11 protein-coding genes are annotated in these 12,524 nt (G+C 69.5%); all 11 read right to left on the bottom strand.

The window, feature by feature from the left end; all coding sequences use genetic code 11:
* Positions 1–4: 4 nt before the first annotated feature.
* From nuoL to ACZ4V1_RS04875, 11 genes are read right to left on the bottom strand one after another with little or no spacing between them, the layout of a single operon-like run.
* The gene (gene nuoL, locus ACZ4V1_RS04925; RefSeq protein ID WP_468329453.1) at positions 5–1,978 is read right to left on the bottom strand and encodes an NADH-quinone oxidoreductase subunit L; all 1,974 of its coding nucleotides are present in this window, start codon (positions 1,976–1,978) and stop codon (positions 5–7) included.
* A gap of 15 nt (positions 1,979–1,993) precedes the next feature.
* A complete protein-coding gene (gene nuoK, locus ACZ4V1_RS04920) occupies positions 1,994–2,293 on the bottom strand; it encodes an NADH-quinone oxidoreductase subunit NuoK (protein ID WP_029381056.1) in 300 nt (99 codons plus the stop codon).
* Entirely contained in the window at positions 2,290–3,147 is an 858-nt protein-coding gene (locus ACZ4V1_RS04915; protein ID WP_468329449.1) for an NADH-quinone oxidoreductase subunit J, read from the bottom strand. Before ACZ4V1_RS04915 ends, nuoK begins: the two co-directional genes overlap by 4 nt.
* Positions 3,144–3,785, bottom strand: coding sequence for an NADH-quinone oxidoreductase subunit NuoI (nuoI, locus tag ACZ4V1_RS04910; RefSeq protein WP_468329446.1), 642 nt, complete (start codon positions 3,783–3,785; stop codon positions 3,144–3,146). Before nuoI ends, ACZ4V1_RS04915 begins: the two co-directional genes overlap by 4 nt.
* Positions 3,778–5,154 (bottom strand): NADH-quinone oxidoreductase subunit NuoH, encoded by a 1,377-nt coding sequence (nuoH, locus tag ACZ4V1_RS04905; protein ID WP_468329443.1) that lies wholly within the window; start codon positions 5,152–5,154, stop codon positions 3,778–3,780. Before nuoH ends, nuoI begins: the two co-directional genes overlap by 8 nt.
* On the bottom strand, positions 5,151–7,679 hold the full coding sequence (locus ACZ4V1_RS04900; protein WP_468329440.1) for an NADH-quinone oxidoreductase subunit G: 2,529 nt from the start codon (positions 7,677–7,679) through the stop codon (positions 5,151–5,153). Before ACZ4V1_RS04900 ends, nuoH begins: the two co-directional genes overlap by 4 nt.
* The gene (gene nuoF, locus ACZ4V1_RS04895; RefSeq protein WP_468329437.1) at positions 7,676–9,025 is read right to left on the bottom strand and encodes an NADH-quinone oxidoreductase subunit NuoF; all 1,350 of its coding nucleotides are present in this window, start codon (positions 9,023–9,025) and stop codon (positions 7,676–7,678) included. Before nuoF ends, ACZ4V1_RS04900 begins: the two co-directional genes overlap by 4 nt.
* Complete coding sequence (nuoE, locus tag ACZ4V1_RS04890) at positions 9,022–9,894, bottom strand: NADH-quinone oxidoreductase subunit NuoE (RefSeq protein WP_468329434.1); 873 nt, start codon at positions 9,892–9,894, stop codon at positions 9,022–9,024. Before nuoE ends, nuoF begins: the two co-directional genes overlap by 4 nt.
* Positions 9,891–11,222 (bottom strand): NADH-quinone oxidoreductase subunit D, encoded by a 1,332-nt coding sequence (locus ACZ4V1_RS04885; RefSeq protein WP_468329431.1) that lies wholly within the window; start codon positions 11,220–11,222, stop codon positions 9,891–9,893. Before ACZ4V1_RS04885 ends, nuoE begins: the two co-directional genes overlap by 4 nt.
* On the bottom strand, positions 11,219–11,968 hold the full coding sequence (locus ACZ4V1_RS04880) for an NADH-quinone oxidoreductase subunit C (protein WP_468329428.1): 750 nt from the start codon (positions 11,966–11,968) through the stop codon (positions 11,219–11,221). Before ACZ4V1_RS04880 ends, ACZ4V1_RS04885 begins: the two co-directional genes overlap by 4 nt.
* Complete coding sequence (locus ACZ4V1_RS04875) at positions 11,965–12,519, bottom strand: NuoB/complex I 20 kDa subunit family protein (protein WP_031141109.1); 555 nt, start codon at positions 12,517–12,519, stop codon at positions 11,965–11,967. The genes ACZ4V1_RS04880 and ACZ4V1_RS04875 overlap by 4 nt, the downstream gene beginning before the upstream one ends.
* Between the last annotated feature and the right edge of the window lie 5 nt (positions 12,520–12,524).

Here is a 12,524-nt window from a genome sequence, read left to right as displayed (position 1 = left end):
GGTATCAGACCGCCCTCATCAGCAGGGTCGCGGCGACGAGGACCGCCGCACCGCCGAACATCGAGACCGCGTACGAGCGCACGAAGCCGTTCTGCAGCTTGCGCATCCGCCCGGACAGGCCGCCGACCGAGGCCGCCGTGCCGTTGACGACCCCGTCGACCAGGCTGTGGTCGACGTAGACCAGGGAGCGCGTGAGGTGCTCGCCGCCACGGACCAGGACGACGTGGTTGAAGTCGTCCTGGAGCAGGTCGCGCCGGGCTGCCCGGGTGAGCAGCGACCCGCGCGGGGCGACGGCCGGGACCGGACGGCGGCCGTACTGCGCCCAGGCGGCCGCCACGCCGATCACCATCACGGCGACCGTGGAGATCGTGACCGTCAGGGCGCTGATCGGCGCGTGGCCGTGGTCGTGCCCGGTGATGGGCTCCAGCCAGTGCACGAAGCGGTCGCCGATACTGAAGAACGCACCGCCGAACACCGAGCCGACGGCCAGCACGATCATCGGGATCGTCATGATCTTCGGCGACTCGTGCGGGTGCGGCGGTGTGTACTCGCCGCGTGTCTCGGCGGCGGGCTCCACGTCGGGTTTCGCGGGCGACGGCGTCGGGGCGTTGCGCCAGCGTTCCTCGCCGAAGAACGTCATCAGCATCACGCGCGTCATGTAGTACGCCGTGATGGCCGCGCCCAGCAGGGCGCAGGCGCCGAGGATCCAGCCCTCGGTGCCGCCCTTGGCGAACGCCGACTCGATGATCTTGTCCTTGGAGAAGAAGCCGGACAGACCGGGGAAGCCGATGATGGCGAGGTAGCCGAGGCCGAAGGTGACGAACGTGACCGGCATGTACTTGCGCAGTCCGCCGTAGCGGCGCATGTCGACCTCGTCGTTCATACCGTGCATGACCGAACCGGCGCCGAGGAACAGCCCGGCCTTGAAGAAGCCGTGCGTCACCAGGTGCATGATCGCGAAGACGTAGCCGATGGGGCCGAGTCCGGCGGCCAGCACCATGTAGCCGATCTGCGACATGGTCGAGCCGGCCAGTGCCTTCTTGATGTCGTCCTTGGCGCAACCGACGATCGCACCGAACAGCAGCGTGACCGCGCCGACGATGGTGACGACCAGCTGCGCGTCGGGCGCGCCGTTGAAGATGGCGCCGGAGCGGACGATCAGGTACACGCCCGCCGTCACCATGGTCGCGGCGTGGATGAGGGCGGAGACCGGGGTCGGGCCCTCCATCGCGTCCCCGAGCCAGGACTGCAGCGGCACCTGGGCGGACTTGCCGCAGGCGGCGAGCAGCAGCATCAGGGCGATCACGGTGAGCTTGCCCTCGTCGGCCGAGCCGGCGAGCCCGGCCTCCCCGTGTCCGCCGAGCACCGGCCCGAAGGCGAAGGTGCCGAACCACAGGAACATCAGCATGATCGCGATGGACAGGCCCATGTCGCCGACGCGGTTGACCAGGAAGGCCTTCTTCGCGGCCGTGGCGGCGCTGGGCTTGTGCTGCCAGAAGCCGATCAGCAGGTAGGAAGCGAGGCCGACGCCCTCCCAGCCGACGTACAGCAGCAGGTAGTTGTCGGCGAGGACGAGCAGCAGCATCGCCGCCAGGAACAGGTTCAGATAGCCGAAGAAGCGACGACGGCGCTCGTCGTGCTCCATGTACGCGACCGAGTACAGGTGGATGAGCGAGCCGACGCCGGTGATCAGCAGGACGAACGTCATCGACAACTGGTCGAGCCGGAAGGCGACGTCGGCCTGGAATCCCTCCACCGGGATCCAGCTGAACAGGTGCTGCGTCAGGGTGCGGTCCTCGGCACCGCTGCCGAGCATGTCGGTGAAGAGGACGACGCCGATCACGAAGGACGCGGCGGCCAGCAGCGTGCCGATCCAGTGACCGACGGCGTCCAGCCGGCGTCCACCGCACAGCAGGACCGCCGCTCCGAGCAAGGGCGCCGCCACCAGCAGCGCAATAAAGTTCTCTGCGTTAGTCACGGTTCTAGCGACCCCTCACAGCTTCATCAGGCTGGCGTCGTCGACCGAGGCCGAGTGGCGGGAACGGAACAGGGACACGATGATCGCGAGCCCGACCACGACCTCCGCGGCGGCGACGACCATCGTGAAGAAGGCGATGATCTGGCCGTCGAGGTTGCCGTGCATGCGGGAGAAGGCGACGAACGCGAGGTTGCAGGCGTTGAGCATCAGCTCGACGCACATGAAGACCACGATCGCGTTGCGCCTGATCAGCACGCCGGTGGCGCCGATCGTGAACAACAGGGCCGCGAGGTACAGGTAGTTGACGGGGCTCACTTCGACGCCTCCTCGGACGGCTTGGAGTTGCCCGGCTCGACCGCCTTGCGCTCGAGACGCTCCTCGGCCCGCTGCTCCAGCGCCTTCAGGTCGCCCAGCGCCTCCATCGACACGTCGCGGATCTGGCCCCGCTCGCGCAGCGTCTTGTTGACGGTGAGCTCGGACGGGGTGCCGTCGGGCAGCAGGCCCGCGATGTCGACCGCGTTGTGCCGGGCGTACACGCCGGGGGCCGGGAGCGGCGGCAGCTGCTTGCCCTCGCGGACGCGCCGCTCGGCCAGTTCGCGCTGGGTCGCCGCCCGTTCGGTGCGCTCGCGGTGGGTGAGCACCATGGCGCCGACGGCTGCCGTGATGAGCAGGGCGCCGGTGATCTCGAAGGCGAAGACGTACTTGGTGAAGATGAGGGACGCGAGGCCCTCCACGTTGCCGTTCGCGTTCGCCTGGGCGAGGCCGCTGAACTCCGTGACGGACGCGTTGCCGATGCCGGCGATCAGCAGGATGCCGAAGCCGAGCCCGGAGAGCAGGGCCAGCCAGCGCTGTCCCTTGATGGTCTCCTTCAGGGAATCCGCCGCGGTGACGCCGACGAGCATCACCACGAACAGGAACAGCATCATGATCGCGCCGGTGTAGACGACGATCTGCACGACGCCGAGGAAGTAGGCACCGTTGGCGAGGTAGAACACCGCCAAGATGATCATGGTTCCGGCGAGGCAGAGCGCGCTGTGCACGGCCTTCCTCATGAAGACGGTGCACAGGGCGCCGATCACCGCGACCGTGCCGAGGATCCAGAACTGGACGGCCTCTCCGGTGGAGGTGCCGGCGGAGAGAGTCGCTGCGGCGGCGAGCTGCTCGGTCATCGGCGGATCACCTCCTCCGACGCCGGTTCGGTCCCGCCGAAGGTCGAGTCGGCCTCCTGGACGACCTCCCCCTCGGAGTGGGCGACCTGCTGGACCGTCCCGGGCGCGGCCTCGGTGACCAGGCCCCGGTAGTAGTCCTGCTCGTCCGTCCCCGGGTAGATGGCGTGGGGCGAGTCGACCATGCCCTCCTCGAGGCCGGCGAGCAGCTGCTCCTTGGTGAAGATGAGGTTGGCACGGCTGGAGTCGGCGAGCTCGAAATCGTTGGTCATCGTCAGCGCGCGTGTGGGGCACGCCTCGATGCACAGGCCGCACAGGATGCAGCGGGCGTAGTTGATCTGGTAGACGCGGCCGTACCGCTCGCCCGGCGAGTAGCGCTCCTCGTCCGTGTTGTCCGCGCCCTCCACGTAGATGGCGTCGGCGGGACACGCCCAGGCGCACAGCTCGCAGCCGACGCATTTCTCCAGGCCGTCCGGATGGCGGTTGAGCTGGTGCCGTCCGTGGAAGCGCGGAGCGGTGGTCTTCTGCTGCTCCGGGTACTGCTCGGTCAGCCGCTTCTTGAACATGGCCTTGAAGGTCACGCCGAAGCCGGCCACAGGGTTCTGGAAACCGGGGTCGGTCTCCTTGGGTTCCTCAGCCATCGGACGCCTCCTTTCCATCCGTAGATCCGCCCACAGATTCGTCACTCTGAGTATCGGGCCCACCACTGACAATCAGCTCCCGCTCCCGGCGCGGACGGCGTCGCGGCACCGGTGGCAGCTCCTGCCCGGGCATCGGCGGTACCGGGAAGCCCCCGGCCATCGGGTCGAAGGCGGCCGGCTCCTCGACCGGGGCCGCCGCCTGCTTGCCCTTGTCGCGGTACATGTCCACGACGAAGGACAACAGCAGCAGGACCAGGACACCGCCGCCGATGTAGAGCGCGATGTCGGCGAAGTCGTAGTTCTCGTTCCTGAGCGCCCGCACGGTCGCGACCAGCATCAGCCAGACCAGGGAGACCGGGATGAGGACCTTCCAGCCGAGTTTCATCAACTGGTCGTAGCGGACCCGCGGGAGCGTGCCGCGCAGCCAGATGAAGAAGAACAAGAGCAACTGGACCTTGAGCACGAACCAGAGCAGCGGCCACCAGCCGTGGTTGGCGCCCTCCCAGAAGGTGCTGACCGGCCACGGGGCCCGCCAGCCGCCGAGGAACAGGGTGATGGCGACCGCCGAGACCGTCACCATGTTCACGTACTCGGCGAGCATGAACATCGCGAACTTGATCGACGAGTACTCGGTGTTGAAGCCGCCCACCAGGTCGCCCTCGGACTCCGGCATGTCGAAGGGGGCTCGGTTGGTCTCGCCGACCATGGTGACGATGTAGAGGATGAACGAGACCGGCAGCAGCACGATGTACCAGCGGTCGTTCTGCTGCTCGACGATCGCCGAGGTCGACATCGATCCCGAGTAGAGGAACACCGAGGCGAACGCGGCACCCATCGCGATCTCGTAGGAGATCATCTGCGCGCAGGACCGCAGCCCGCCGAGCAGCGGATAGGTCGAGCCGGAGCTCCAGCCCGCCAGCACCATGCCGTAGATGCCGATCGAGGCGACCGCGAGGATGTACAGCAGCGCGATCGGCAGGTCGGTGAGCTGCATGGCGGTGCGCTGACCGAAGATCGAGATCTCGTTGCCGGCCGGCCCGAAGGGAATCACCGCGATCGCCATGAAGGCCGGGATGGCCGCGACGATCGGCGCGAGGACGTACACCACCTTGTCGGCGCGCTTGACGATGACGTCTTCCTTGAGCATCAGCTTGATGCCGTCGGCGAGCGACTGGAGCATGCCCCAGGGGCCGTGCCGGTTCGGGCCGACACGCAACTGCATCCAGGCGACGACCTTGCGCTCCCACACGATGGAGAACAGCACGGTCACCATCAGGAAGGCGAAGCAGAAGACCGCCTTGACGACGACCAGCCACCACGGGTCGGTGCCGAACATCGAGAGGTCTTCAGCGGCGAGGTACGGGCTCATGCCTCCACCTCCTTGGGGGCTACGCCTGCCGGCGTCGCCGGACCGATGCGGACAAGGGTCCCGGGCAGCACTCCGGCGTCGGAGGCGACACCGGTGCCGACCGAGTTCAACGGCAGCCACACGACCCGGTCGGGCATCTCGGTGATCCGCAAGGGGAGTTCGACGCTCCCCGCGGGACCGGCGACGGCCAGGAGGCCGCCGTCCTCGACGCCGGCCTCGGCGGCCGTGGCGGCCGACACGCGCGCCTGCGCGGCGTGCCGCGTACCGGCGAGCGCCTCGTCTCCCTGCTGGAGGACGCCCTGGTCGAGCAGCAGCCGGTGCCCGGCCAGTACGGCCTCTCCGGCGGCCGGCCGCGGCAGCGCGCTCGCGGTCCCCAGCGGTTCGCCGGCCCGCGGCCCGTCCCAGGCGCCGAGCCGGTCGATCTCCGCGCGTGTGGTGCGCAGATCCGGCAGGCCCAGGTGTACGTCCATCGCGTCGGCCAGCATCTGGAGCACGCGGGCGTCGGCGGGCGCCAGACGGCGGGTCATCTGGTCCGGTTTGAGCGCGGCCTCGAAGAAGCGCACCCGGCCCTCCCAGTTCAGGAAGGTCCCGGCCTTCTCGGCGACCGCGGCGACGGGCAGGACGACGTCGGCGAGTTCGGTGACCTCGCTGGTCCGCAGCTCCAGCGACACCACGAAACCGGCCTCGGCGAGTGCCGCACGCGCGCGTGCCGGATCGGGCAGGTCGGCGACCTCGACGCCCGCCACCAGCAGTGCCTGGAGCTCGCCCCGGGCCGCGGCCTCGACGATCTCGCCGGTGTCGCGGCCGTAGCGGTGCGGAAGGTCGGACAGGCCCCAGACCGCGGCCACCTCCTCACGCGCGCGCGGGTCGGTCGCCGGGCGCCCGCCCGGGAGCAGCGACGGCAGCGCACCCGCCTCGATCGCGCCGCGCTCCCCGGCCCGGCGCGGGATCCACACCAGCCGGGCGCCGGTCGCGGCGGCGGTCCGCGCGGCGGAGGTGAGCCCGCCGGCCACGGACGCCAGCCGCTCGCCGACGACGATCACGGCGCCCTCGGTGCGTAGTGCCTCGGCGGCGCGGGCGCCACCGTCCTCCAGGCCGACACCGCTCGCGAGCGCGTCCAGCCACTCGGTCTCGGTACCGGGGGCGGCCGGCAGCAGCGTGCCGCCGGCCTTCTCCAGGCCCCGCGTGGCGTGCGTGGCCAGGGCGTAGACCTTCTGCCCGTGCTTGCGCCAGGCCTTGCGCAGCCGCAGGAAGACGCCGGGCGCCTCCTCCTCGGCCTCGAACCCGACCAGCAGGACGGCGGGGGCCTTCTCCAGCGTGGTGTACGTGACTCCCGTGCCGTCGAGGTCACGGCCGCGTCCGGCGATCCGGGAGGCCAGGAAGTCGGCCTCCTCGGAGCTGTGCACGCGCGCGCGGAAGTCGATGTCGTTGGTGTCGAGCGCCACGCGCGCGAACTTGCTGTACGCGTAGGCGTCCTCGACGGTGAGCCGGCCGCCGGTCAGCACGCCGGTCCGGCCCCGCGAGGCGAGCAGCCCCTGAGCGGCGATCTGCAGGGCCTCCGGCCAGGAGGCGGGCTCCAGGTCGCCCTCGGCGTTGCGCACCAGGGGCGTCGTCAGCCGGTCCCGCTGCTGCGCGTACCGGAAGGCGAAGCGCCCCTTGTCGCAGATCCACTCCTCGTTGACCTCGGGGTCCTCGGCCGCGAGGCGGCGCATGACCTTGCCGCGCCGGTGGTCGGTGCGGGTCGCGCAGCCGCCGGCGCAGTGCTCGCACACGGACGGCGAGGAGATCAGGTCGAAGGGGCGGGAGCGGAACCGGTACGCCGCCGAGGTGAGCGCGCCGACCGGGCAGATCTGGATGGTGTTGCCGGAGAAGTACGACTCGAAGGGGTCGCCCTCGCCGGTGCCGACCTGCTGGAGTGCGCCCCGCTCGATCAGCTCGATCATCGGGTCGCCCGCGACCTGGTTGGAGAACCGGGTGCAGCGGGCGCACAGCACGCACCGCTCGCGGTCGAGCAGCACCTGTGTGGAGATCGGCACGGGCTTCTCGTAGGTCCGCTTCTTGCCCTCGAAGCGGGAGTCGGACTGGCCGTGCGACATGGCCTGGTTCTGCAGCGGGCACTCGCCGCCCTTGTCGCAGACCGGGCAGTCCAGCGGGTGATTGATGAGCAGCAGCTCCATCACACCGTGCTGGGCCTTCTCGGCGACGGGCGAGGTCAGGTGGGTCTTCACCACCATCCCGTCGGTGCAGGTGATGGTGCAGGAGGCCATGGGCTTGCGCTGGCCCTCGACCTCGACGATGCACTGGCGGCAGGCGCCGGCCGGGTCGAGGAGGGGGTGGTCGCAGAACCGGGGGATCTCGATGCCGAGCTGTTCGGCGGCCCGGATGACCAGGGTGCCCTTGGGCACGCTGATCTCGGCGCCGTCGATCGTCAGCGAGACGAGGTCCTCCGGCGGGACCGCCGCCTCTCCCCCTCCCGAGGGGCGTTGGCCCGCGGCGGAGCCGCTCACAGACTGCTGTACGGTCATGCGTTCACCTCCGTGCGGTCGGCCCAGGCCGTCGACTTGGCCGGGTCGAAGGGGCAGCCGCGGCCCGTGATGTGCTGCTCGTACTCCTCGCGGAAGTACTTGAGCGAGGAGAAGATCGGCGAGGCGGCACCGTCGCCGAGGGCACAGAAGGACTTGCCGTTGATGTTGTCGGCGATGTCGTTCAACTTGTCGAGATCGCTCATCGAGCCCTTGCCGGCCTCGATGTCCCGCAGCAACTGGACGAGCCAGTACGTGCCTTCCCGGCACGGTGTGCACTTGCCGCAGGACTCGTGGGCGTAGAACTCGGTCCAGCGGGTGACGGCCCGCACGACGCAGGTCGTCTCGTCGAAGCACTGGAGTGCCTTGGTGCCGAGCATGGAACCCGCGGCGCCCACTCCTTCGTAGTCGAGAGGGACGTCGAGGTGCTCGTCGGTGAACATCGGCGTCGAGGAGCCGCCCGGGGTCCAGAACTTCAGCCGGTGGCCGGGGCGCATGCCGCCGCTCATGTCGAGGAGCTGGCGCAGCGTGATGCCGAGCGGTGCCTCGTACTGGCCGGGGCCCGCGACGTGGCCGCTGAGCGAGTAGAGCGTGAAGCCCGGGGACTTCTCACTGCCCATCGACCTGAACCAGTCCTTGCCCTTGTTCAGGATCGCGGGAACCGATGCGATCGACTCGACGTTATTCACCACAGTCGGGCACGCGTAGAGGCCCGCGACGGCAGGGAAGGGGGGACGGAGCCGCGGTTGACCCCGGCGGCCTTCGAGCGAGTCGAGCAGTGCGGTCTCCTCACCGCAGATGTACGCGCCCGCGCCCGCGTGCACGGTGAGTTCCAGGTCGAGCCCGCTGCCCAGGATGTTCTCGCCGAGGAAGCCGGCCGCGTAGGCCTCGCGCACGGCCTCGTGCAACCGCCGCAGCACTGGGACGACTTCACCACGCAGGTAGATGAAGGCATGCGAAGACCTGATGGCGTAACACGCGATGACGATGCCCTCGATGAGGCTATGTGGGTTCGCGAAGAGGAGCGGGATGTCCTTGCAGGTTCCCGGCTCCGACTCGTCGGCGTTGACAACCAGATAGTGAGGCTTGCCATCCCCCTGGGGAATGAACTGCCACTTCATCCCCGTCGGGAACCCCGCGCCGCCGCGTCCGCGCAGACCGGACTCCTTGACGTACGCGATCAGGTCGTCCGGCGCCATCGCCAGCGCCTTGCGGAGCCCCTCGTACCCCTCGTGCCTCCGGTAGACGTCGAGAGTCCAGGACTCGTCCTCGTCCCAGAAGGCCGACAGCACGGGTGCGAGCAGCTTCTCCGGGCTGGTGCCCTTGATCTCGGCTGCCACGGTCATCACTCCCCCTCCTCGGCGACAGGGCCCGCCGGGTGGGCCGAATCGGATGCCGATGTGTCCTGCGGCGCGTCGTGCGAGCTGAGATGTTCCGTCGGAGACGGGTCGTGCACGGCCCGGTCCTGCGGCGCGTCGTGCGGTCCGCCGTCCCGCGGGTGCACCACGCGCGCGGCGGACGCCTCGCCCTTGGCCAGCTTCAGGCCGGCCAGGGAGGCGGGACCCGCGCTGCCGCCGGCCGCGACGGCGCCGTCCCGCTCGTCGGGGAAGCCCGCCAGGATCCGGGCGGTCTCCTTGAAGGTGCACAGCGGCGCACCGCGCGTGGGCGTCACCGGCCGCCCCGCGCGCAGGTCGTCGACGAGGCGACGGGCGCTCGCGGGGGTCTGGTCGTCGAAGAACTCCCAGTTGACCATCACGACCGGTGCGAAGTCGCAGGCCGCGTTGCACTCGATGTGCTCCAGGGTGACCTTGCCGTCCTCGGTCGTCTCGCCGTTGCCGACGCCCAGGTGCTCCTGGAGGGACTCGAAGATCGCGTCGCCGCCCATGACCGCGCACAGCGTGTTGGTGCAGACGCCGACCTGGTAGTCGCCGCCGGGCCCGCGCCGGTACATGGTGTAGAAGGTGGCGACCGCGGTGACCTCGGCCGTGGTCAGGTCCAGCATGTCCGCGCAGAACCGCATGCCGGTGCGGGTGACGTGCCCCTCCTGCGACTGCACGAGGTGCAGCAGCGGCAGGAGGGCGGACCGGGAGTCCGGGTAGCGGGCGATGATCTCGCGCGCGTCGGTCTCCAGCCGGGCCCGGACGTCGTCCGGGTAGGCGGGCGCGGGCAGTTCCGGCATGCCCAGGCTGACGCCCCGCTCCGAAGAAGAGGTGGTCACCGGTCGACGCCTCCCATCACGGGGTCGAGGGATGCCACGGCGACGATGACGTCGGCGACCTGGCCGCCCTCGCACATCGCCGCCATGGCCTGGAGATTGGTGAAGGACGGGTCGCGGAAGTGGACCCGGAAGGGGCGGGTGCCGCCGTCGGAGACGACGTGCACGCCGAGCTCGCCCTTGGGCGACTCCACCGCCGCGTAGGCCTGGCCCGGCGGCACGCGGAAGCCCTCGGTGACCAGCTTGAAGTGGTGGATCAGGGCCTCCATGGAGGTGCCCATGATCTTCTTGATGTGGTCGAGGGAGTTGCCCAGTCCGTCCGGTCCCAGGGCGAGCTGGGCGGGCCACGCGATCTTCTTGTCGGCGACCATGACCGGGCCGGGCTGAAGCCGGTCCAGGCACTGCTCGACGATGCGGAGCGACTGGCGCATCTCCTCCAGCCGGATCAGGAAGCGGCCGTAGGAGTCGCAGGTGTCGGCGGTCGGGACGTCGAAGTCGTACGTCTCGTAGCCGCAGTACGGCTGGGTCTTGCGCAGGTCGTGCGGCAGGCCGGTGGACCTGAGGACCGGGCCGGTGGCGCCGAGGGCCATGCAGCCGGCCAGGTCGAGGTACCCGACGTCCTGCATGCGGCCCTTGAAGATGGGGTTCCCGGTGGCGAGCTTGTCGTACTCCGGGAGGTTCTTCTTCATCTTCTTCACGAACTCGCGGATGTGGTCCACGGCGCCGGGCGGCAGGTCCTGGGCGAGTCCGCCCGGTCGGATGAACGCGTGGTTCATCCGCAGGCCGGTGATCAGCTCGTAGATGTCGAGAATCAGTTCACGATCACGGAAGCCGTAGATCATGATCGTGGTGGCGCCGAGTTCCATGCCTCCGGTGGCGATGCACACCAGGTGGGAGGAGAGCCGGTTCAGCTCCATCAGGAGGACCCGGATGATCGTGGCCCGGTCGGGGATCTCGTCCTCGAGACCGAGGAGCTTCTCGACGCCCAGGCAGTACGCCGTCTCGTTGAAGAACGACGTCAGGTAGTCCATGCGCGTCACGAAGGTGGTGCCCTGCGTCCAGGTCCGGTACTCGAGGTTCTTCTCGATGCCGGTGTGCAGGTAGCCGATGCCGCAGCGGGCCTCGGTGACGGTCTCGCCGTCGATCTCCAGGATGAGGCGGAGCACGCCGTGCGTGGACGGGTGCTGCGGGCCCATGTTGACGATGATGCGCTCGTCGTCGGCCCGGGCGGCGGACTGGACGACTTCGTCCCAGTCGCCGCCGGTGACCGTGTAGACGGTGCCTTCGGTGGTCTCGCGTGCCGAGGCCGCGGACGCTGACTGTGTGCTCACGAGTACGACCTCCGCTGGTCCGGAGCCGGGATCTGGGCGCCCTTGTACTCGACGGGGATACCGCCGAGGGGGTAGTCCTTGCGCTGCGGGAAGCCCTGCCAGTCGTCCGGCATCATGATCCGGGTCAGGGCCGGGTGACCGTCGAAGACGATGCCGAAGAAGTCGTACGTCTCGCGCTCGTGCCAGTCGTTCGTCGGATAGACGGAGACCAGCGACGGGATGTGCGGGTCGCCGTCGGGCGCGCTGACCTCGAGGCGGATCAGCCGGTTGTGGGTGATCGAGCGCAGGTGGTACACGGCGTGCAGCTCGCGGCCCTTGTCGTGCGGGTAGTGGACGCCGCTGACGCCGGTGCAGAGCTCGAAGCGCAGGGCGGGGTCGTCGCGCAGGGTGCGGGCGACCCGGACCAGGTGCTCGCGCTCGATGTGGAAGGTCAGCTCGTCGCGGTCGACGACCGTCTTCTCGATGGCGTTGTCGGGCAGGAGTCCCTGCTCCTCCAGCGCGCCCTCCAGTTCGTCGGCGACCTCGTCGAACCAACCGCCGTAGGGCCTGCTCGCCGGCCCGGGGAGCCGGACGGAGCGGACCAGACCGCCGTAGCCGGAGGTGTCGCCGCCGTTGTTGGCGCCGAACATTCCGCGCTGGACGCGGATCTCCTCACCGCCCTGACCGCGCTGGCCGGGGAGGTTCTCGGCGGACAGGTCCTTCTCGGGGTTCACCCCGTCACCTGTCGTGTCGTTCACGTCGCTCACCGCAGCAGCCCCTTCATCTCGATCGTGGGCAGGGCCTTGAGCGCCGCTTCCTCCGCCTCGCGGGCCGCCTCCTCGGCGTTCACCCCGAGCTTGGAGCTCTGGATCTTCTGGTGGAGCTTGAGGATGGCGTCCAGCAGCATCTCGGGCCGCGGCGGGCAGCCGGGGAGATAGATGTCGACCGGGACGATGTGGTCGACGCCCTGGACGATCGCGTAGTTGTTGAACATGCCGCCCGAGGAGGCACAGACCCCCATGGAGATCACCCATTTCGGGTTCGGCATCTGGTCGTAGACCTGCCGCAGCACCGGCGCCATCTTCTGGCTGACCCGGCCCGCGACGATCATCAGGTCCGCCTGCCGCGGTGAGCCGCGGAAGACCTCCATGCCGAAGCGCGCCAGGTCGTAGCGGCCGGCGCCGGTGGTCATCATCTCGATGGCACAGCAGGCGAGGCCGAACGTGGCGGGGAAGACGGACGACTTGCGCACCCAGCCCGCGGCCTGCTCGACGGTGGTCAGCAGGAAGCCGCTCGGCAGTTTTTCTTCGAGTCCCATGTCAA

The sequence above is a fragment of the Streptomyces sp. NPDC028991 genome, from assembly GCF_055564775.1.
Note: the sequence above shows the minus strand (reverse complement) of the source record. Positions and strands in the feature narration are given on the sequence as shown.